Here is a 21,221-nt window from a genome sequence, read left to right on the forward strand (position 1 = left end):
ACGCTCAGCGCGCCGCCGAGGCGGCCCAGACGTACCGGTGCTCGGGGCGGCCCGTCTCGCCGTACTTCAGCGAGAGCCGCACCCGGGCGGTGCGCTCCAGGAGCTTGAGATAGCGCTGGGCGGTCTGCCGGCTCACCCCGGCGCGCTCCGCGATCTCCTGCGCCGACAGCGGCCCGTCCGCCGCGAGCAGTACCTGCCGCACCAGCTCGGCCGTCGTGGGGGAGTGGCCCTTCGGCAGCTCGGGCTCGACCGCGCCCGCCGACAGCGCCGCGAAGATCCGGTCCACCTCGGCCTGTTCCGCCTCGCCGCCGCCGTCCAGGGTGCGCCGCAGCTCCGCGTACGCCTCCAGCTTGGCCCGCAGGCCCGCGAAGCTGAACGGCTTCACCAGGTACTGCAGCGCTCCGTGGCGCATCGCCGCCTGGACGGTGGCCACGTCACGGGCCGCGGTCACCATGATCACGTCGCACGGCCGGCCGAGGGCGCGCAGCTCGCGGACGACCGCGAGCCCGTTGCCGTCCGGCAGGTAGTGGTCGAGCAGGATCAGCTCCACCGGGGTATCGGCCTCGGCGAGTTCGGCGCTGCGGGCCAGCGCCTCGGCCGCCGAGTGGGCGATGCCGACCACCCGGAAGCCGGGCACCTTGGCCACGTAGGCGGCGTTGATCCGCGCCACCCGCTCGTCGTCGTCGACGACGAGGACACCGATCGCCGCCGGGTCCGCGGTCATCGCTCCTCCCCGGCCGGGGCGGGCACCGGCGATCCGTCGGTGCCGGGTCCGGCGTCCGCCAGTGCCTCCGGCAGGACCACGGTGAACGCGGCGCCCCCGTCCGCGCCGGTGGCGACCCGGGCGCTGCCGCCGCGGCGCTCCGCGAGGCGGCGCACCAGGGCGAGGCCCAGACCGCGCTTGCCGTGCGCCGGAGGTTCCTTGGTGCTCCAGCCCTCGGTGAAGATCAGCTCGCGCCGCTCGTCGGGCACACCGGGGCCGCTGTCCGCCACCCGCAGCACGACCGTCCGGCCCTCGGCCCGCAGATCCACCTCCACGCGCGCGTGGCGGCTGCCGGAGGCGGCGTCCAGGGCGTTGTCGACGAGATTGCCGACGACGGTGACCAGCTCGCGGGGGTCGACGAGCCGGTCCGGGAGGAGCGAGCCGGCCGCCATGCGCAGCGAGACGCCCCGCTCGGCGGCGACGGCGGCCTTGCCGACGAGGAGCGCGGCGAGCAGCGGGTCGTGGACCTTCTCGGTGACCTGCTCGGCCGTGGCGCGGTGCACGCCGACCACCTCGGTGACGAAGTCGGCCGCCTCGTCGTACATCTCCAGTTCGAGCAGCCCGAGCAGGGTGTGCATCCGGTTGGCGTGCTCGTGGTCCTGGGCGCGCAGCGCGTCGATCAGGCCGCGCGTCGAGTCCAGCTCGCGGCCGAGCCGCTCCAGCTCGGTGCGGTCGCGGAGGGTGGCGACGGCGCCGCCGTCGTCCGTGGGCATCCGGTTGGCGATCAGCACCCGGCTGCCGCGCACGGTGACGAGGTCCTCGCCGGTGGCCCGGCCCGCGAGCACATCGGCCGTACGGCCCTCGCCCAGCACGTCCTCCAGCGGGCGTCCGGTGGCCTCGGGGCCGAGCCCGAGGAGTCGCTGCGCCTCGTCGTTCATCAGCCGGATCCGGCCGGTCCGGTCGAGGGCCACGACGCCCTCGCGGATGCCGTGCAGCATCGCCTCCCGCTCGGCGAGCAGCGCCGAGATGTCGGAGAAGGCCAGGTCGTGGGTCTGCCGCTGGAGCCGGCGCGAGATCAGGTACGCGGCGAGCGCGCCCGCCGCCAGGGCGCCGCCGGCGTACCGGAGGAGGCCGGGGATGGCGGCCACGAGCCGGTCGCGGACGCTGTCGTACTCGATGCCGACCGAGACCGCGCCGACGATCTCGCCCCGGGAGTCCCGCAGCGGCGCCTTGCCCCGGGCCGAACGCCCGAGAGTGCCGCTGTCGATCTCCATGACCGCGTAGCCCGCGAGCACGTCGCTCGGATCGGTGGAGACCACCCTGCCGATCCGCTCCGGGTCGGTGTGCGACCAGCGGACCCCGTGGGTGTCCATCACGACCACGTACTCGGCGCCGGTCGAGCGCCGGATGCGCTCCGCCTCCGCCTGCACGGGCCCCTGGGCGGACGGCCGGGTCGTCGCCACCTCGGCGGCGACCCGCGGCGAGGCCGTGGTCTGGGCGATGGCGAGGGCACGGCGCATCGCCTGGTCGTCGAGCTGGGCGCTGAGCGGGGCCAGGAACAGGCCGGTCGCGAGCACCGTCACACCGGTCGCGATGGCCAGCTGCATCAGCAGGACCTGCGAGAACACCCGCCTGGGCCACCCGAACCTGCGCCGGCGGCCGGGCGGCCGCGCGGAGGGGCTCGATCCGGGGCTCATGACGGAAAAGGTACGGGGACGAGGAGGCCGACCGGAAATACCGCTTCCGCCCCGAGGGGACCGGCGCTGCCCGGATCCGCGCCGGGGCCTGCCTATCCTGAAGCCTTCGCGGCCGCGGGACCGACCGCGGACACCACCCGTACGCACCGACGGTCCGGAGGCATGACCCTTGACCAGCCAGCAGATCCCCGTCGTCGTCCTGGCCGGGTTTCTCGGGGCGGGGAAGACCACCCTGCTCAACCATCTGCTGCGCAGCGCGCGCGGGACGCGGATCGGGGTCATGGTCAACGACTTCGGTGACATCGGCATCGACGCGATGACGGTGGCCGGCCAGGTCGGCTCCACCGTCTCGCTGGGAAACGGCTGCCTGTGCTGCGCGGTGGACGCGAGCGAGCTCGACGAGTACCTGGAGGTGCTGACCCGCCCCGAGCTCCGGCTGGACGTGATCGTGATCGAGGCGAGCGGCCTCGCCGAGCCGCAGGAGCTCGTCCGCATGGTCCTGGCCAGCGACAACGAGCGGATCGTCTACGGCGGTCTGGTCGAGGTGGTGGACTCGGCCGAGTTCGCCGCGACCCGCGCCCGCCACCCGGAGACCGACCGCCATCTCGCGGTCGCCGACCTCGTCGTCGTCAACAAGGCCGACCGGGTGCCGCCGGAGGAGCTCCGCACCGTACGGAAGACGGTCGCCGGGATCGCCCCGCGGGCGGCGGTGGTCGAGGCGGCGCACGGGCGGATCGACCCGGAGCTGCTCTTCGACCGGGTCGTGCCCGAGGACGAGATCGCGGGCCAGATGTCGATCGAGGACATCCTGTACGGCCCCGAGGACGACGCGCACGCCCACCCGCACGCGGCCTACGAGACGGTCTCGCTGACGTCCGCGACCCCGCTGCACCCGCGCCGGCTGATGGCCTTCCTCGACTCCCGGCCCGAGGGCCTCTACCGGATCAAGGGCTTCGTCGACTTCGGCGCCGCCGACCCGGCCAACCGCTATCTCGTCCACGCGGTCGGCCGTTTCCTGCGCTTCTACCCGGAGCCGTGGCCGGCCGGCGAGGAGCGTCTCACCCAGCTCGTCCTCATCGGCTCCGGGGTGGACGCGGCGGCGCTCCGCAAGCAGCTGGCCGCCTGCGAGCTCGACGGCCCCCAGGACGTGCCGGACGAGCCCAGCATGTGGGGCGTCCTTCGCTATGTGACGGGCAACGAGGACGAGCCGGAGACGGCCGAGCCGAACGTGACCGGCGACGAGGACGAGACGGGGGCCGCCGAGCCGCCCTGGGCGGGCTGACGCCCGTCCGAGCCTGGGACCTCGGGCAGGGTGTGCACTCTCGGCATGGGTCCAGGCCGGCCGGGCCGACCGGGCCGGACATCCCCCCGCGGAGCGGTCCGCCTCGGCCGGGCGGCGGAGACGGGCATCGACCCCGGGGCTAGGCCAGGACCGCGCCGACGGCGGCCAGGTAGTCGTCGACGCCGTCCGGGGTCGCGCCGGCCCAGCCCACGTAGCCGTCCGGGCGTATCAGGAAGAGGCCCGTGCCGTATGACTCGTACGCGTCGAGGCGGGCCGTGCGCACGTGCCCCGAGGCCGGTGCCGGGAGCGGGACGCCGACCGCGAGCAGGGTGAAGTGCGGTCCCCGGAAGACGTCGAAGAGGCGCGCCTCGCCGTACGGTCCGTCCGGTGCGCGGTCGCCCGCGCGCAGCGCGTCCTCGGCGAGTCCGTCGCGGGTCTCCACGGCGAGCGTCGAGTCGCGGTATCCGAGCGTGAGCTGCTGGACCTCCTCGCCGCGCTGGGCGCCCCCGCCCTCCGAGCTCGCCCGGTGGAGACGGGTGCTGATGCCGAGGACGTCGGCGGCGACGGGCATCCGCTCGGCCTCGTACGAGTCGAGCAGGGCCGCCGGAGCGCCGTGCCGCAGCACCTGTCCGAGCTTCCAGCCCAGGTTGTAGGCGTCCTGGACGCTGGTGTTGAGGCCCTGACCGCCGGCCGGGGAGTGCACATGGGCCGCGTCGCCCGCCAGGAAGACCCGGCCCGCGCGGAACCGGTCGGCCATCGCCGCGCGGGCGCGGAAGTCCGAGGCCCAGAGCACCTCGACGACGTCGGCCCCGGTCAGCGGGGTGCGGGTGGTGAGGAGCGTGCGCACCGCCTCGGGAGCGGTGTCCACGGCCGCCGTCCCGTCCTCGAAGCCGGCGATGAGCTGGAACCGGTCGCCCCCGGGCAGCGGGCACAGCGCCACGGCGCCGCCCGGGGCCTTGAGCCAGATGTGCCAGTTGCCCCGGTCGACGATCGCGTCGGGGGAGAGGCGGACGTCCGCGACGAGCATCGGACGGGGATCCACGGTCTCGCCCGTCATCCCGATGCCGAGCGCCTTGCGGATCGTGGAGCGCCCGCCGTCGGCCGCCACCAGATAGGCGGCGCGCAGCGTCTCACCGGTGGAGAGATCCGCCTCGACGCCGTCCTCGGACCGGCGGAGCCCGGTGAGGGCGGTGCCGAACCGGACGTCGCCGCCGAGCTCGGTGAGCCGCTCGTGCAGCAGCTCCTGGGTGCGGAACTGCGGGATGAGCAGCGTGTTCGCGTACGGAACCTGCTCCGTGGGCTGCGAGCGCGCCAGCATGTCCCACTCGGCGAGGCGCTCGGCGCCCTCCCAGCCGAGCATCCGCGGATAGAGCGAGCCCGCCTCCTGGACGGCGGGCAGCACGCCGAGGTCGTCGAGGACCTCCAGGCTCCGCGGCTGCAGGCCCTTGCCCCGCGAGCCGGGGAACAGCCCCTCGCCCTTCTCGACGAGCACCGCGCGCACCCCGCGGCGGACCAGGTCGATGGCCAGCACCAGTCCCGTGGGCCCCGCTCCGACGATGACGACGTCCGTGTCCATGCCGCTCCTCCCGTTTCCTTAACGTCGTTAAGTTCCGACGGGAAGAGCATCCCCTTAACGCCGTTAAGCTGTCAAGGGGATAACGTGACGGGGTGGCGACCAAGAAGACGACCCGGCTGCAACCCGAGACAGTGGCGGAGACCGCCCTGCGCCTGCTGAACGAGCGGGGGCTCGACGGACTGACCCTGCGCGCCATCGCCCAGGAACTGAACGTCCAGGCACCCGCGCTCTACTGGCACTTCAAGAACAAGCAGGCGCTGCTCGACGAGATGGCGACCGTGATGTACCGGCGGATGGTCGCCGACCCCGCGGCCCGCCCCGCCGGCGACGTGAGCTGGCAGGAGCGCCTCCTCGCGGCCAACCGGGGCCTGCGCGCCGGCCTGCTGCGCTATCGCGACGGCGCCAAGGTCTACAGCGGCGCCCGGTTCACCGGCACCGACCACGCCGCCGACATGGAGGAGCAGCTCGGCGCCCTCGTCGACGCGGGCTTCACGCTGCGCGACGCGGTCCGGGCCAGCACCACCGCGTACATGTACACGCTCGGCTTCGTCACCGAGGAACAGGGCACCGAGCCCGTCCCCGGCGAGCCCCGGCAGGGCTTCGACGTCACCGAGCGCGCGGAACGCCTCGCCGAGTTCCCGCTCGCGGCGGCCGCCGGGGCGGAGATCTTCACCGACTACGACAGCCGCTTCGAGGAGGGGCTGCGCCTGATCGTCGCCGGGATCGAGGCGACCTACTTCGCCGACGCCTGACACGACGACGCCCCCCGCCCCGCGCACTCGCGCGGGACAGGGGGCGTACGAAGCGGGACTCCGGGCCGCCTAGCTCGTCGGACCGGCCAATACGTCCACCGGCTTGGCCAGCGGCGTGCCCGAGCCGTCCCGGCGCGGGTCGAGCTCGGGAAGCTCGGCCGGCATGCCGTTCTTCTGCGCGGCACGGGCCGGGGCGGCGCCCGCCCAGGCCAGGATCAGGACGTCCTCGCCCTTCAGGAAGCGCTGGCAGCGGACGCCACCGGTCGCGCGGCCCTTGCGCGGGTACTGGTCGAACGGGGTCAGCTTCGCCGACGTGCCGGCCGAGGAGTCCAGCGTGCCCGTCGCACCGGCCACCGTGAACACCACGGCCTCCACCGCCGGGTCCACCGCGGTGAACGAGATGACCTCGGCGCCCGCCGCCAGCTTGATGCCCGCCATACCGCCGGCGGGCCGGCCCTGCGGCCGCACCTGGGAGGCCGGATAGCGCAGCAGCTGGGCGTCGGAGGTGATGAAGACCAGGTCCTCCTCGCCCGTCCGCAGCTCGGTCGCGCCGACGATCCGGTCACCGTCCCTGAGGGTGATGACCTCCAGCTCGTCCTTGTTCGCCGGGTAGTCCGGCACCACACGCTTGACCACACCCTGCAGCGTGCCGAGCGCCAGACCGGGCGAGGCCTCCTCGAGGGTCGTCAGGCACACCACGGTCTCGTCCGCCTCCAGGGAGACGAACTCCGACAGCGGCGCGCCGCCCGCCAGGTTGGGCGCCGTCGCGGTGTCGGGGAGCTGCGGCAGGTCGATCACCGCGAGCCGCAGCAGCCGGCCGGCCGACGTGACCACACCCACGTCACCACGCTGGGTCGCCGCCACCGCCGAGACGATCACGTCGTGCTTGGTCCGCTTGCCGTCCTCGGCGGGCGGGAGCGCCTCGGTCACCGTACGGGCCAGCAGACCCGTCGAGGACAGCAGCACCCGGCACGGGTCGTCCGCGACCTCCAGGGACACGGCCGCGACCGGCGCGCCCGCCGACTCGAGCAGGACCGTGCGCCGGTCGGTGGCGAACTTCTTCGCGACCGCCGCCAGCTCCGCCGAGACCAGCTTGCGCAGCTCCGCGTCGGACTCCAGGATCCCGGTCAGCTCGTCGATCTCGCCGTTGAGGCGGTCGCGCTCGCTCTCCAGCTCCAGCCGGTCGAACTTGGTCAGCCGGCGCAGCGGGGTGTCCAGGATGTACTGCGTCTGGATCTCGCTCAGCGAGAAGCGCTCCATCAGGCGCTGCTTGGCCTCCGCCGAGTTCTCGCTCTCGCGGATCAGCCGGATGACCTCGTCGATGTCGAGGAGCGCGACGAGCAGACCCTCCACCAGGTGGAGCCGGTCGCGCTTCTTGCCGCGGCGGTACTCGGAGCGGCGCCGGACGACGTCGAAGCGGTGGTCGAGGTAGACCTCCAGGAGCTCCTTCAGGCCCAGCGTGAGCGGCTGGCCGTCGACCAGCGCCACGTTGTTGATGCCGAAGGACTCCTCCATGGGCGTCAGCTTGTACAGCTGCTCCAGGACGGCCTCCGGCACGAAGCCGTTCTTCACCTCGATGACCAGGCGCAGGCCGTGGTTGCGGTCGGTGAGGTCCTTGACGTCGGCGATGCCCTGGAGCTTCTTCGAGCCGACCAGGTCCTTGATCTTGGAGATGACCTTCTCGGGGCCGACGGTGAAGGGCAGTTCGGTGACGACGATGCCCTTGCGGCGGGCCGTCACCGTCTCCACGGTGGCCGTCGCGCGGATCTTGAACGTGCCGCGGCCCGTCTCGTACGCGTCCTTGATGCCGGACAGGCCGACGATCCGGCCGCCGGTGGGCAGGTCGGGGCCCGGCACGAAGCGCATCAGCGCTTCCAGATCGGCGTTCGGGTAGCGGATCAGATGCCGGGCGGCCGCGACGACCTCGCCCAGGTTGTGCGGGGGCATGTTCGTCGCCATGCCGACCGCGATCCCGGACGCGCCGTTGACCAGCAGGTTCGGATACGCCGCCGGGAGGGCGACGGGCTCCTGCTCCTGGCCGTCGTAGTTCGGCGCGAAGTCGACCGTGTCCTCGTCGATGGACTCCGTCATCAGCAGCGCGGCCGGGGCCATCCGCGACTCCGTGTACCGCATGGCGGCCGGCGGGTCGTCGTTGCCCAGGGAGCCGAAGTTGCCGTGGCCGTCGACGAGCGGCAGGCGCATGGAGAACGGCTGCGCCATGCGGACCATCGCGTCGTAGATCGACGCGTCGCCGTGCGGGTGCAGCTTGCCCATGACCTCGCCGACGACACGGGCGCACTTGACGAAGCCGCGCTCGGGCCGCAGACCCATCTCGCTCATCTGGTAGACGATGCGGCGCTGCACGGGCTTCATGCCGTCGCGGGCGTCGGGCAGCGCGCGGGAGTAGATCACCGAGTACGCGTACTCGAGGAAGGAGCCCTGCATCTCGTCAACGACGTCGATGTCGAGGATTCGCTCCTCGAACGCGTCGTCCGGCGGCGGTGTCTTCGTGCTGCGGCGGGCCATCGCGGCTGCGGCTCCTTCACCAACAAGGTTGATCTGACGCGGACCATTGTGGACCGTGCCACCGACAACGCCGACCTCGACCCGGAAGAGGGACATCACGAACGGGCGGGAACTTCGCCAGGTGTCGGCGCGCTTGCATACAGTGGCAGGACTTTTCCACACCGCGATCGAAGGGACGTACATGCCCATGGGTCACACGGCCACGGCCGAGGCCGGCTCCGGCGGCCTGACAGCGACCGAGCACCGGCTGGCCAACGGCCTGCGCGTGGTGCTGTCCGAGGACCACCTGACCCCGGTCGCCGCGGTCTGCCTCTGGTACGACGTCGGCTCACGGCACGAGGTCCAGGGCCGCACCGGGCTCGCCCACCTCTTCGAGCACCTGATGTTCCAGGGCTCGAAGCAGGTCCACGGCAACGGACACTTCGAGCTGGTGCAGGGCGCCGGCGGCTCGCTCAACGGCACGACGAGCTTCGAGCGCACCAACTACTTCGAGACCATGCCCGCGCACCAGCTGGAGCTGGCGCTCTGGCTGGAGGCCGACCGCATGGGCTCGCTGCTCGCGGCCCTCGACGACGAGTCCATGGAGAACCAGCGGGACGTCGTCAAGAACGAGCGCCGCCAGCGCTACGACAACGTGCCCTACGGCACCGCGTTCGAGCGCCTCACCGCCCTCGCGTACCCCGACGGCCACCCGTACCACCACACCCCCATCGGCTCGATGGCCGACCTGGACGCCGCCACCCTCGAAGACGCGCGGAACTTCTTCCGCACGTACTACGCGCCGAACAACGCCGTGCTGTCGGTCGTCGGCGACATCGACCCGGCGCAGACCCTCGCCTGGGTCGAGAAGTACTTCGGCTCCATCCCCGGCCACGACGGCAAGCCCGAGCCGCGCCCCGGCGACCTGCCCGAGGTCATCGGCGAGCAGCTCCGCGAGGTCGTCGAGGAGGAGGTCCCGGCCCGCGCGCTGATGGCCGCCTACCGCCTGCCGCACGACGGCACGCGCGCGTGCGACGCGGCCGACCTGGCGCTGACCATCCTCGGCGGCGGCGAGTCCTCCCGCCTCCACAACCGGCTGGTCCGCCGCGACCGCACCGCCGTGGCGGCCGGCTTCGGCCTGCTGCGGCTCGCCGGAGCGCCCTCGCTGGGCTGGCTGGACGTGAAGACCTCCGGCGGCGTCGAGGTCCCGCAGATCGAGACGGCCGTCGACGAGGAGCTGGCGCGGTTCGCCGCCGAGGGCCCGACGCCCGAGGAGATGGAGCGCGCCCAGGCCCAGCTGGAGCGCGAATGGCTGGACCGGCTCGGCACGGTCGCCGGCCGCGCCGACGAACTGTGCCGCTACGCGGTGCTGTTCGGCGACCCGCAGCTGGCCCTCACCGCCGTCAACCGGGTCCTCGACGTCACCGCCGAGGAGGTGCAGGAGGTCGCCAAGGCCCGGCTGCGCCCGGACAACCGCGCCGTCCTGGTCTACGAGCCGGTGAGCCCGGACAGCGCCGACGACAGCGACAGCGACGAGGAAGAGGGAGCGGACCAGTGACCGACGCTGCCGCGTCTTTGACGAGCATGACCTTCCACCCGCAGCCCCAGCCGGGCGCGGCCAAGCCCTGGGCCTTCCCCGCCCCCGAGCGCGGCGCTCTCGACAACGGCCTGACCGTGCTGCGCTGCCACCGCCCCGGCCAGCAGGTCGTCGCCGTCGAGATCTTCCTCGACGCCCCGCTCGACGCCGAGCCCGAGGGCCTGGACGGCGTCGCCACGATCATGGCCCGCGCCCTGTCCGAGGGCACCGACCAGCACTCGGCCGAGGAGTTCGCGGCCGAGCTGGAGCGCTGCGGAGCCACCCTCGACGCGCACGCCGACCACCCCGGCGTACGGGTCTCCCTCGAGGTCCCGGTCTCCCGGCTGCCCAAGGCGCTCGGCCTGCTCTCCGAGGCCCTGATCGCCCCGGCGTTCGCCGAGTCCGAGATCGAGCGCCTGGTGCGCAACCGGCTCGACGAGATCCCGCACGAGACGGCCAACCCGGCCCGCCGCGCGGCCAAGCAGCTCTCCAAGGAGCTGTTCCCGGCCACCGCGCGCATGTCCCGGCCGCGCCAGGGCACCGAGGAGACCGTCGAGGCCATCGACGCCGCCGCCGTCCGCGCCTTCTACGACGCGCACGTGCGGCCGGCCGCGGCCACCGCCGTGGTCGTCGGCGACCTCACCGGCGTCGACCTGGACAAGGTGCTCGACGACACCCTGGGCGCCTGGACCGGCGCCCCGGCCGCGCCGCGCCCGATGCCGCCGGTCACCGCCGACGACACCGGCCGGGTCGTCATCGTGGACCGCCCGGGCGCAGTGCAGACGCAGCTGCTCATCGGCCGCGTCGGCGCCGACCGCCACGACCGCGTGTGGCCGGCCCAGGTGCTCGGCACGTACTGCCTCGGCGGCACCCTCACCTCCCGGCTCGACCGCGTCCTGCGCGAGGAGAAGGGCTACACCTACGGCGTGCGCGCCTTCGGCCAGGTGCTGCGCTCCGACGGCGCGGGCCACGGCGCGTCGATGCTCGCCATCAGCGGTTCCGTCGACACCCCCAACACCGGTCCGGCACTTGACGACCTGTGGAAGGTGCTGCGCACCCTCGCCGCCGAGGGCCTGACGGACGCCGAGCGCGATGTCGCGGTGCAGAACCTGGTGGGCGTCGCCCCGCTCAAGTACGAGACGGCCGCCTCCGTCGCCGGCACGCTCGCCGACCAGGTCGAGCAGCACCTGCCCGACGACTTCCAGGCCCAGTTGTACGCGCGTCTGGCCGAGACGGGCACCGTGGAGGCGACCGCGGCCGTGGTCAACGCCTTCCCGGTGGACCGGCTCGTCACCGTCCTGGTCGGGGACGCGGCGCAGATCGAGGAGCCGGTGCGCGCCCTCGGCATCGGTGAAGTGCGCGTCGTCACCGGCTGATTGAGCCGCCGTCACGCACGGACGAGGACCCCGGCGACCTGGTTCGCCGGGGTCCTCCCCTTTGTCCGTATTGAGGGTGGCTGTGATCGAATGCCCTGTGGCATGTCTTACAAATCATGCGCTCTGTTTGGCGATTGACCGAAGATCCGCCTAGCGTCGATCCGGCTGTCCGGCCGACGCACGACGCCGCACCCGCGGCAACGGACAGTCATCGCCGAGTCCCCGCAAGGCGCGAGCCTGGGGAGCCGGGGACCCACACGTAGTCCCCTGGGGTGAATCGGACGCCTTCGCGCGACGCGGAGGGGCCCGTAGGAGACCTTCCTGCTCCGAACCCGTCAGCTAACCCGGTAGGCGAGAGGGAAGGAAAGGATCAGCCACTACATGGCGTTCACCCGTGCCACCGGGAAGCATCGTGGTCCGAGCCGAATGGCGCGCCGTGGCGCGGGCTTCGCCGGCGTGGCGACCCTCGCCACCACCGGCGTCATCGGCACCCTCGCCTCCCCGGCGCTCGCCGCCGACACGGAGCAGCCCTCCGTCGAGGACACCGGTCTCACCCAGGTGATCACCGAGGAGTCCCTCGCCGAGCGGGTCGACGTCCAGGCCGCCGCGCAGGAGAAGGAGGCCTACGAGGCCGCCGCCCGCGCCAGGGCCGCCGCCGAGGCCAAGCGCAAGGCCGAGGCCCGAGCCAAGGAGATCCGCGCCGCCAAGGAGCGCGCCGCCCGCGAGGCCGAGCGCAAGCGCCTGGCGTCCTTCCAGCTCCCCGTGGCCGGCTCGTACGTGAGCACCGGCTACAAGACCGGCGGCTCGCTCTGGTCCTCCGGCAGCCACACCGGCATCGACTTCCACGCCGCCTACGGCACCAAGGTCGTCTCCGTCGGCTCCGGCACCGTCGTCGAGGCCGGCTGGGGCGGCGCGTACGGCAACAACATCGTGATCCGGATGAACGACGGCACGTACACGCAGTACGGCCACCTCTCCGCGATCCAGGTGCACGTCGGCCAGAAGGTCACCCCTGGAGAGCAGATCGGCGTCTCCGGCTCCTCGGGCAACTCCACCGGCCCCCACCTCCACTTCGAGGCGCGCACCGGAGCCGAGTACGGCACGGACATCAACCCGATCGCCTACCTCCGCTCCCGCGGCGTGAACGTCTGACGGTCGAATCCCGTACGAAAGCCCCGGCTCGAAACGAGTCGGGGCTTTTTTGCGTCCCTTTCCATCGGGCGGCATCGGAAATTCCGGCGTCCTGCAATAGAGTCGCCGGACAGACGCCGCGAGACGGTGTTTCGCGCGGACAAAAGCGGAGGTCGGACATGCGCGTTCCCGCGCACTCGGTATGCACGGCGATCCGGGACGACATCGTCTCCGGGGTGTACGCGCGGGGCGCCAGACTGACGGAGGAACAGCTGGCCCGGCGCTACGGCGTCTCCCGCGTCCCGGTCCGCGAGGCCCTGCGCACCCTGGAGTCCGAGGGCTTCGTGGTGAGCCGCCGGCACGCGGGCGCCCATGTCGCCGAGCCCACCGAGCAGGAGGCGGCCGATCTGCTCGAGATGCGCTCCCTGCTGGAGCCGCTGGGCGCCGCCCGGGCCGCGCAGCGGCGCACCGAGGCCCACCTGAAGGTCCTGCGCGGCCTGGTCAGGCTGGGTCAGGAGCGGGCCAGGCGGGGCCGCGGCGAGGACCTGGCCTCGCTGGGCGGCTGGTTCCACGAGACCCTGGCGCAGGCCTCCGGCAGCCCGCCGCTCACGGCGCTGCTCACCCAGCTGCGGCACAAGATCGCCTGGATGTACGCGGTCGAGCCGTCGGAGCGGCCCGTCGAGGCCTGGGCCGAGCACGGGGCCATCGTGGACGCGGTCGCGCGCGGCGACGCCGAGCGGGCCCGGGCGCTGACCGCCCTTCATGCCGAGCACGCCTGGCCGCTGCACCGCCTGAAACAGGCGGAGCGGCCTCGTGTGAGGGTTTCGCAACATGTCGTCAACACGGCCGGCCCTCGGAATTAACACGCGCGCCGTATACAAAGAGGCGAAGAATTCCGTGCGGCGTGAGTGCCGTAATCGGATGACGCGGAGTCGGCGGAGTGTGCGGCGGGGTAAGCGTGCACCGATACGCGCTGCCCGAATTACTCCTCGCGGCGAAAGAGGCCGTGGCATTTCGCGACGAAAGAAGCCGTGGCCACTTCGAGGCGAAAGAAGCCGTGACGCCTCGCGACGAAAGAAGCCGTGGCCACCGGAATGCGGGTGGGCACGGCTTCTTCGTGATCCGTCGTCGGGGAGGACACGGGTCAGACGGTCTCGGGAAGCTCCTCGAGACCCTCGGCGACCAGCTTCGCGAGGCGGTCGAGCGCGGCCTCGGCGCCGTCGGCGTCCGAGGCGAGCACGATCTCCTCGCCGCCCTGGGCACCCAGTCCGAGCACCGCGAGCATGGACGCGGCGTTGACCGGGTTGCCTTCGGCCTTGGCGATCGTCACGGGGACGCCGGCGGCCGTGGCGGCACGGACGAAGATGGAGGCGGGACGGGCGTGCAGGCCCTCGGCCCAGCCGACGTTGACGCGGCGCTCAGCCATGGTGGTTGCCCTTCAACTTTCAGCGGTTGTCTAGACCAGTCTCTCACGGGTGGCGACGTGCTCCTGCCGCCCCTCGACCCGGGTGGGGGCGGGCCCTTCGGTCCTTACCTTGCACGGCGGCCAGGCGCCGCGCGACCGGTGCCACTGTCGTACCCCGGCCGTAGGCTTGCCCCATGCAGAGCGCGTCGGAGCAGTCGGGACGGTCGGAGCACGCGTATCCCGACCACTGGGAAGCGGACGTGGTCCTCAGGGACGGCGGCACCGCGCGCATCAGGCCCATCACCGTCGACGACGCCGACCGGCTGGTCAGCTTCTACGAGCAGGTCTCGGACGAGTCGAAGTACTACCGCTTCTTCGCGCCCTACCCGCGCCTCTCCGCCAAGGACGTGCACCGCTTCACCCACCACGACTTCGTGGACCGGGTGGGACTCGCGGCGACCGTGGGCGGCGAGTTCATCGCCACCGTGCGGTACGACCGCATCAACGAGCTGGGACGCCCCGCCACGTTCCCCGCGGACGAGGCCGAGGTCGCCTTCCTGGTCCAGGACGCCCACCAGGGGCGCGGGGTCGCCTCCGCCCTCCTCGAACACATCGCGGCCGTCGCCCGGGAGCGGGGGATCCGCCGGTTCGCCGCAGAGGTGCTGCCCGCCAACACGAAGATGATCAAGGTCTTCACGGACGCCGGCTACACGCAGAAGCGCAGCTTCGAGGACGGGTCCGTCCGGCTCCACCTCGATCTCGAACCCACCGACCGCTCGCTCGCCGTCCAGCGCGCCCGCGAACAGCGCGCCGAGGCCCGCTCCGTGCAGCGGCTCCTCGCCCCCGGCTCCGTCGCCGTGATCGGCGCGGGCCGCACCCCCGGCGGCGTCGGCAGGACCGTGCTGCGCAATCTCCTCGACGCCGGCTACACCGGCCGCGTCCACGCCGTGAACGCCGCCCTGGGGGAGGGGCCGCACGAGCTGGAGGGCGTCCCCGCCTTCCGCTCCGTCGCCGACATCGGCGAACCGGTCGACCTCGCGGTCGTCGCCGTACCCGCCGAGCGCGTCCCCGAGGCCGTCGCCGACTGCGGCGAGCACGGGGTCCGCGGCCTCGTCGTGCTCGCCGCCGGATACGCCGAGAGCGGGGCCGAGGGCCGCGAGCGCCAGCGCGCGCTGGTGCGCCAGGCCCGCTCGTACGGCATGAGGATCATCGGGCCCAACGCCTTCGGGATCATCAATACGGCCGAGTCCGTCCGGCTGAACGCCTCCCTCGCCCCCCAGATGCCGGCCGCCGGGCGGATCGGTCTCTTCACCCAGTCCGGCGCCATCGGCATCGCGCTGCTCGCCGGACTGCACCGGCGCGGCGCCGGGCTCTCCTCCTTCCTCTCCGCGGGCAACCGTGCCGACGTCTCCGGCAACGACCTCCTCCAGCACTGGTACGACGACCCCGCCACCGACGTCGTCCTCCTCTACCTGGAGTCCATCGGAAACCCCCGCAAGTTCACCCGGCTCGCCCGCCGGACCGCCGCCGTCAAGCCCGTCGTGGTCGTCAAGGGCGCCCGGCACAGCGGCAGCGCCCCGCCCGGCCACCGCGTCCCGGTCACCCGCGTCCCGCACGCCACCGTCTCCGCCCTGCTGCGGCAGGCCGGCGTCATCCGCGTCGACACCGTCACCGAACTCGTCGACGCGGGCGTCCTCCTCGCCGACCAGCCCCTGCCGGCCGGCCCGCGCGTCGCCATCCTCGGCAACAGCGAATCCCTCGGCCTGCTCACCTACGACGCCTGTCTCACCGAAGGCCTGCGTCCGCTGCGGCCCCTCGACCTGACCACCGGGGCCACCCCCGCCGACTTCCGCGCGGCGCTCACCGCGGCCCTCGCCAACGACGCCTGTGACGCCGTCGTCGTCACGGCCATCCCCTGGGTCGGCGAGAACGGGGCCATCGAGTCCGGCGACGGCGAGGTCCTCGCCGCGGCCCTCAGCTCCGCGGTGGCGGCGGCTCCCGGCCCGGCCAAACCGGTGGTCGTGGTCCACGTCGAGATGGGCGCCCTCGCGGAAGCCCTCTCCGCCGCCACCCGCACCCGCCCCGCCGGCCGCACCGCCCCTGCCACCGCCCAGCAGGGCGCCGACCCGTCGGGCCCCGCCCGTACGGGGGCGCCGGGGCCGGCGACGGCGGCAGCGACGGCGGGGGAGACGGCGACCACGACGGCGGGGGAGACGGCGACCACGACGGATCCCTGGACGGCGGCGAGGACCGGGACCCCGACGCAGAGCGGGACCGCGACTCGGCCCGGGACCGCGACTCGGCCCGGGACCGCGACTCGGCCCGGGACCGCCGGCGCGACCACGACCGGGCCCGGGCCCGGGCCCGTGACCACGACCGGCTCCGCTTCCGCGATCGGCTCCGCGTTCGCGACCGACCCCGCCGCGACCGACCCCGCCGCGACTGACCCCGCCGCGGCCGGCGCCGGCGCCACAGCCGCGGCCGGGACCGCGACCGATGCCGCCCCGGCGCAGGCCCCCGCCCCCGTCCCCGGCCCCATCCCCGCCTACCCGGCCGCCGAGCGCGCCGTCCGCGCCCTCGCCGAGTCCGTCCGCTACGCCCAATGGCGCCGCCAGGCCGCCGCCGACCCCGGGCGCGTACCCGAGTTCGACCGGATCGACGAGCCCGGCGCCGCCGCCCTCATCCAGCGGATCCTCGGCGAGCCGCAGGACGACGGCCGCGGCGTCACCCTCGGCCTCGACGCCACCCTCGAACTGCTCGGCCGGTACGGCATAGAGGTGCTGCCCACCCTGCCCGCGCCCACCCCCGACGAGGCCGTCCGCGCGGCCGCCCGCCTCGGCTTCCCCGTCGCCCTCAAGACCACCGCCCCCCACCTGCGGCACCGGCCGGACCTCGGCGGCGTCCGGCTCGACCTGGCCACCGAGGAACAGCTGCGCACCGCGTACGCCGAGCTCACCGACACCCTCGGCAAGCCCGAGGAGCTCCAGCCGGTCGTCCAGGCCATGGTGCCGCGGGGCGTCGACACCGTCGTGCGCTCCGCGATCGACCCCGCCGTCGGCGCCGTGCTCTCCTTCGGCCTCGCCGGCGCCCCCTCCGAGCTCCTCGGCGACATGTCCCACCGGCTCGTCCCCGCCACCGACCGGGACGCCGCCGAGCTGGTCCGTTCCATCCGCACCGCGCCGCTCCTCTTCGGCTGGCGAGGCTCCGCGCCCGTCGACACCCCCGCCCTGGAGGAGCTGCTGCTGCGGGTCTCCCGGCTCGTCGACGACCACCCCGAGGTCGTCGCGATCTCCCTCGAACCCGTCGTCGTCGCCCCCCGCGGCCTCTCCGTCCTCGGTGCCACCGTCCGCCTCGCGCCGCCACCGCCCCGCACCGACCTCGGCCCGCGCCGCCTCCCCAGCTACTAGAGAGGCCGCAGGATGACCGAGCCGACCAGCGCCGCCGGAGGGCCGGAGGGGGCCCCACCGCCCCGTAGGATGGAGTCCATGGCGAAGACCGGTACGACGACCCAGGGGCTGCGCGCGGCGATCGAGCGCAGCGGCTACTACCCGGCCCTCGTGGCCGAGGCGGTGGAGGCCGCCGTCGGCGGCGAGGCCGTCACGTCGTACGTGGTCCACCAGGAGACCACCTTCGACGCCAACGAGGTCCGGCGTCACGTCACCGTCCTCGTCCTCACGGCCAACCGTTTCATCGTCAGCCACACCGACGAGCAGGCCGCCGACAACAGCTCCCCGACGCCCTACGCCACGACGTCCACCGAGTCCGTGAAGCTCGACCGGATCTCGTCGATCGTCGTCAGCCGCGTCGTCGCCAACCCGGAGTCGTACACCCCCGGCACCCTGCCCCGCGAGGTCGTCCTGACCATCGGCTGGGGCGCGGTCTCCCGGATCGACCTGGAGCCGGCCGCCTGCGGTGACCCCAACTGCGACGCGGACCACGGCTACACCGGCAGCTCCACCGCCGACGACCTCAGCCTCCGGGTCAGCGACGCCGGCGACGGCCCCGACACCGTCCGGCAGACCCTGGCCTTCGCCCAGGCCCTCTCCGAGGCCACCGCAGCCACCACGGTCAGCCGCTGATGGTCCAGCCCGCCGCGCTCGCCCAGGGCTGGCCCGACGAACCGGTGCCGCTCGACCCCGCCACCGCCCCGCTCCCCGAGTACGGCAGCGGGTCGCTCGGCGACCTGCTCCCGACCCTCGTCGCCGCCCAGGGGGTGGCCGGCTGCGAGGCGCGGATCGCCGAGCTCTCGCCCGCCGACCGCAACTGCGTCTTCCTCATCGACGGACTGGGCTGGGAGCAGATCAAGGCCCACCCGGACGAGGCCCCGTACCTCAGCTCGCTGCTCGCGACCTCGCGCGGCGGCACCGGACGCCCCCTCACCGCGGGCTTCCCCGCCACCACCGCGACCTCGCTGGCCTCGGTCGGCACCGGCCACTTCCCCGGCGCCCACGGCCTGCCCGGCTACACGGTGCGGAACCCGGACACCGGCGAACTGATGAACCAGCTCCGCTGGAAGCCCTGGACGGCGCCGCACGTCTGGCAGCCGTACCCCACGGTCTTCCGGCTCGCGGACGAGGCCGGCGTCCACACCGCCCAGGTCTCCTCGCCGATCTTCCAGGACACCCCGCTCACGAAGATCGCGCTGAGCGGCGGCACCTTCCTCGGGCGGCTCTCCGGCGAGGAGCGCATGGACTGCGCGGCCGAGCAGCTCGCCGCCGGCGACCGTTCCCTCGTCTACACGTACTACAGCGAGCTCGACGGCGCGGGGCACCGCTTCGGCATCGACTCCGACGCGTGGCGCGGCCAGCTGATGTTCGTCGACCGGCTCGTCCAGCGGCTCGCCGAACAGCTGCCGCCCCGCTCGGCCCTCTACGTCACCGCCGACCACGGCATGGTCGACATCCCCTTCGACGAGGACCACCGGATCGACTTCGACGAGGACTGGGAGCTGCGGGCCGGTGTCGGCCTGCTCGGCGGCGAGGGCCGCGCCCGGCACGTCTACGCCGTTCCGGGCGCCGCGGCGGACGTCCTCACCTGCTGGCAGGAGGTCGTCGGCGACCGCTTCTGGGTGGCGAGCCGGGACGAGGCGATCGACCTCGGCTGGTTCGGCGACCGGGTCGACGAGCGGGTGTACGGCCGGATCGGCGACGTGGTCGCCGCGGCCCAGGGCGACCTCGCCATCACCGCCTCGGTCAACGAGCCGAACGAGTCCGCCATGGTGGGCATGCACGGCTCCATGACGGCGGCGGAGCAGCTCGTCCCGCTCCTCGAAGTCCGCTCCTGAGGCCCGCGGCGCCGCCGCTCCCGCCCGCTTCCGCCCGGTCCCGCCCCCATCCCTCCTTCCGACTCCTCCTCTCCCGAAAGGTCCTCGACCTCCCATGCCCGAGCTGGTGTTCTTCTCCGGAACGATGGACTGCGGAAAGAGCACCCTCGCTCTTCAGATCGAACACAACCGCTCCGCCCGCGGTCTCCAGGGTCTGATCTTCACGCGGGACGACCGGGCCGGCGAGGGCAAGCTCTCCTCCCGGCTCGGGCTGGTCACCGACGCCGTCGAGGCCGGTGAGGGCTTCGACTTCTACGCGTACCTGGTCGCCCAGCTGTCGAAGGGCGGGCGCTGCGACTACGTGATCGCCGACGAGGCCCAGTTCCTGGCGCCCGAGCAGATCGACCAGCTCGCCCGGATCGTCGACGACCTGGAGCTCGACGTGTTCGCCTTCGGCATCACCACCGACTTCCGCTCCAAGCTGTTCCCGGGCTCGCAGCGGCTCGTCGAGCTGGCCGACCGGGTGGAGGTCCTCCAGGTCGAGGCCCTGTGCTGGTGCGGCGCCCGCGCCACCCACAACGCGCGCACCGTCGGCGGCGAGATGGTCGTCGAGGGCGCGCAGGTGGTCGTCGGCGACGTCAACGCGGGGGACCAGGTGGGGTACGAGGTCCTGTGCCGGCGCCACCACCGGCGCCGTATGACGGCCGCCACCGCCCGCGCGGCGGCACTGTCGCCCGACGTGCTGCCGGTCACGCCGAGCTGACGACCGACCGGGCCCCGCACCGGCCGGCCCGTCGCTGCCGGCGGTAGCCCGGCGCCGCATACCTGCCGGCCGTAGCCCGGCGCTCCATACCTGCCGGCCGTAGCCCGGCGGCCCTACGCACGGCCCTCCCGACCTCAGCCCGGCGGCCCTACGCACGGGCCCTCCCGACCTCAGCCCGCCGACCTCAGCCCGGCGGCCGCAGCCCCGCCTCCGTCACTGCTGTGCTTCCGCCGCCGCGCGCCAGACCTCGGCGGTGAGGTCGAGCATGCCGCGGGCCTGCGCCTCGCCGGCCAGGGCGCACAGGCGCGCGCGGGCCGTCGGGTCGGACTGCTTGACGCGGATCTGCTCCTTGAGCATCTCCAGGCGGATCCGGTCCCGGAAGTTGAGCTGGACCTTCTCGGTGGCCGCCTGCTCGCAGTGCCGGGCGGCCTCCTCGTACTCGCCGCGTACGTAGGCGAGTTGGGCGAGCAGGAAGGCGTACTCCTGCTGGTGCTGCGCCGTGCCGACGAGTTCCAGGGCGGGGCGTGCCTCGTCGAGGTAGCGCTGCGCCTTGTCGGGCGCGGGTGGCAGTGCCTGCAGGGCGAGCGCCGCGGCGGCATGGCGCAGGCGCATCCACAGGAGCAGGTCCTCGCGGCTGGACAGGGCGGTCATCGCCCGCTCCAGGAAGGAGGCGGACAGCTCGTGGTTGCCCTGGCGGGTCGAGACCGTCGCGGCGGTCCACAGGGCCTGCGCCGCCAGCACGCCGGTCTGCGTGCCGAGTCGGGCGCAGGCCTCCTCGCTGAGGCGGAAGGCCTCGGCGAGGTCCCCGAGTTCGGCCGTCACGGAGGCGAGCAACAGGCGACATCGGAGCATGTCGTGGTTGTCGAGGGAGTCCTCGCCGCCGATCCGGAGCGCTTCGAGCGCGGTGGTCCGGGCCGGGTCGGCCTCGCCGAGGTCCCGCTGGACGCGGGCGAGGTGCAGGCGCGAGTAGACCCGCAGCACGGCGTGGCCGAGCTCGTCCGAGAGCGCCACCAACGTGGTCAGCGTGGTGCGTGCCTCGGACCGCTCGCCGTCGGCCGTGAGGAGTCTGGCCAGGTGGGCGTGGGGGGGGGGGCGGGCGCCCCCCCGCCCCGCGGCGGGCCGCCCCGGCGCCCCCGCGCCCAGCCCCCCCCCGGCGCCGGCGGGCGCGCCGCCCCGCCCGCCCCCCGCCCGC

The 21,221-nt window shown here is 73.6% G+C and carries 16 protein-coding genes and 1 riboswitch; of the genes, 10 read left to right on the plus strand and 6 right to left on the minus strand.

All coding sequences use genetic code 11. The annotated features are described in order from the left end of the window. Positions 1-4: 4 nt before the first annotated feature. On the minus strand, positions 5-724 hold the full coding sequence (locus tag ACIGXE_RS23235; RefSeq protein ID WP_399750316.1) for a response regulator: 720 nt from the start codon (positions 722-724) through the stop codon (positions 5-7). Beyond that, entirely contained in the window at positions 721-2,400 is a 1,680-nt protein-coding gene (locus ACIGXE_RS23240; RefSeq protein ID WP_399750318.1) for an ATP-binding protein, read from the minus strand. The genes ACIGXE_RS23235 and ACIGXE_RS23240 overlap by 4 nt, the downstream gene beginning before the upstream one ends. A gap of 169 nt (positions 2,401-2,569) precedes the next feature. Here ACIGXE_RS23240 and ACIGXE_RS23245 point away from each other — a divergent pair, with 169 nt between their 5' ends. Beyond that, positions 2,570-3,682, plus strand: coding sequence for a CobW family GTP-binding protein (locus tag ACIGXE_RS23245; RefSeq protein ID WP_399750320.1), 1,113 nt, complete (start codon positions 2,570-2,572; stop codon positions 3,680-3,682). Positions 3,683-3,821: 139 nt separating this feature from the next. Here ACIGXE_RS23245 and ACIGXE_RS23250 read toward each other — a convergent pair whose 3' ends face one another. Next, complete coding sequence (locus tag ACIGXE_RS23250) at positions 3,822-5,258, minus strand: FAD-dependent monooxygenase (protein ID WP_399750322.1); 1,437 nt, start codon at positions 5,256-5,258, stop codon at positions 3,822-3,824. A gap of 92 nt (positions 5,259-5,350) precedes the next feature. Here ACIGXE_RS23250 and ACIGXE_RS23255 point away from each other — a divergent pair, with 92 nt between their 5' ends. Next, positions 5,351-6,010, plus strand: coding sequence for a TetR/AcrR family transcriptional regulator C-terminal domain-containing protein (locus tag ACIGXE_RS23255; RefSeq protein WP_399750324.1), 660 nt, complete (start codon positions 5,351-5,353; stop codon positions 6,008-6,010). Positions 6,011-6,079: 69 nt separating this feature from the next. On the opposite strand, the gene ACIGXE_RS23260 is transcribed toward ACIGXE_RS23255, so the two are convergent. Beyond that, positions 6,080-8,536, minus strand: a complete 2,457-nt coding sequence (locus ACIGXE_RS23260; protein WP_399750326.1) for a DNA topoisomerase (ATP-hydrolyzing) subunit A — start codon at positions 8,534-8,536, stop codon at positions 6,080-6,082. Between the two features lie 181 nt (positions 8,537-8,717). On the opposite strand from ACIGXE_RS23260, the gene ACIGXE_RS23265 reads away from it, so the two are divergent. The 4 genes from ACIGXE_RS23265 to ACIGXE_RS23280 all read left to right on the plus strand — a co-directional run bounded on the left by ACIGXE_RS23265 (position 8,718) and on the right by ACIGXE_RS23280 (position 13,461). Then, positions 8,718-10,073, plus strand: a complete 1,356-nt coding sequence (locus ACIGXE_RS23265; RefSeq protein WP_399750328.1) for a M16 family metallopeptidase — start codon at positions 8,718-8,720, stop codon at positions 10,071-10,073. A 26-nt stretch (positions 10,074-10,099) separates the two neighbouring features. Next, positions 10,100-11,467 (plus strand): M16 family metallopeptidase, encoded by a 1,368-nt coding sequence (locus tag ACIGXE_RS23270; RefSeq protein WP_399750558.1) that lies wholly within the window; start codon positions 10,100-10,102, stop codon positions 11,465-11,467. Positions 11,468-11,669: 202 nt separating this feature from the next. Next, positions 11,670-11,836: riboswitch (cyclic di-AMP (ydaO/yuaA leader) on the plus strand. Positions 11,837-11,848: 12 nt separating this feature from the next. Then, a complete protein-coding gene (locus tag ACIGXE_RS23275) occupies positions 11,849-12,619 on the plus strand; it encodes a M23 family metallopeptidase (protein WP_399750330.1) in 771 nt (256 codons plus the stop codon). A 158-nt stretch (positions 12,620-12,777) separates the two neighbouring features. Next, on the plus strand, positions 12,778-13,461 hold the full coding sequence (locus tag ACIGXE_RS23280; protein WP_399750332.1) for a GntR family transcriptional regulator: 684 nt from the start codon (positions 12,778-12,780) through the stop codon (positions 13,459-13,461). A gap of 281 nt (positions 13,462-13,742) precedes the next feature. On the opposite strand, the gene ACIGXE_RS23285 is transcribed toward ACIGXE_RS23280, so the two are convergent. Further along, the gene (locus ACIGXE_RS23285; protein WP_128976898.1) at positions 13,743-14,024 is read right to left on the minus strand and encodes an HPr family phosphocarrier protein; all 282 of its coding nucleotides are present in this window, start codon (positions 14,022-14,024) and stop codon (positions 13,743-13,745) included. A gap of 173 nt (positions 14,025-14,197) precedes the next feature. Between ACIGXE_RS23285 and ACIGXE_RS23290 the strand changes: the two genes are divergently transcribed. The 4 genes from ACIGXE_RS23290 to ACIGXE_RS23305 all read left to right on the plus strand — a co-directional run bounded on the left by ACIGXE_RS23290 (position 14,198) and on the right by ACIGXE_RS23305 (position 20,029). Then, entirely contained in the window at positions 14,198-17,410 is a 3,213-nt protein-coding gene (locus ACIGXE_RS23290; RefSeq protein WP_399750335.1) for a GNAT family N-acetyltransferase, read from the plus strand. A gap of 78 nt (positions 17,411-17,488) precedes the next feature. After that, complete coding sequence (locus ACIGXE_RS23295; RefSeq protein ID WP_399750337.1) at positions 17,489-18,082, plus strand: DUF5998 family protein; 594 nt, start codon at positions 17,489-17,491, stop codon at positions 18,080-18,082. Then, entirely contained in the window at positions 18,082-19,287 is a 1,206-nt protein-coding gene (locus ACIGXE_RS23300; protein ID WP_399750340.1) for an alkaline phosphatase family protein, read from the plus strand. Before ACIGXE_RS23295 ends, ACIGXE_RS23300 begins: the two co-directional genes overlap by 1 nt. 94 nt (positions 19,288-19,381) lie before the next feature. Then, positions 19,382-20,029, plus strand: a complete 648-nt coding sequence (locus ACIGXE_RS23305; RefSeq protein ID WP_399750342.1) for a thymidine kinase — start codon at positions 19,382-19,384, stop codon at positions 20,027-20,029. Positions 20,030-20,242: 213 nt separating this feature from the next. On the opposite strand, the gene ACIGXE_RS23310 is transcribed toward ACIGXE_RS23305, so the two are convergent. Beyond that, a complete protein-coding gene (locus tag ACIGXE_RS23310) occupies positions 20,243-21,043 on the minus strand; it encodes a hypothetical protein (protein WP_399750344.1) in 801 nt (266 codons plus the stop codon). Positions 21,044-21,221 lie beyond the last annotated feature (178 nt).

Source organism: Streptomyces sp. NPDC053431 (assembly GCF_044544925.1).
Taxonomy (GTDB): Bacteria; Actinomycetota; Actinomycetes; order Streptomycetales; family Streptomycetaceae; genus Streptomyces.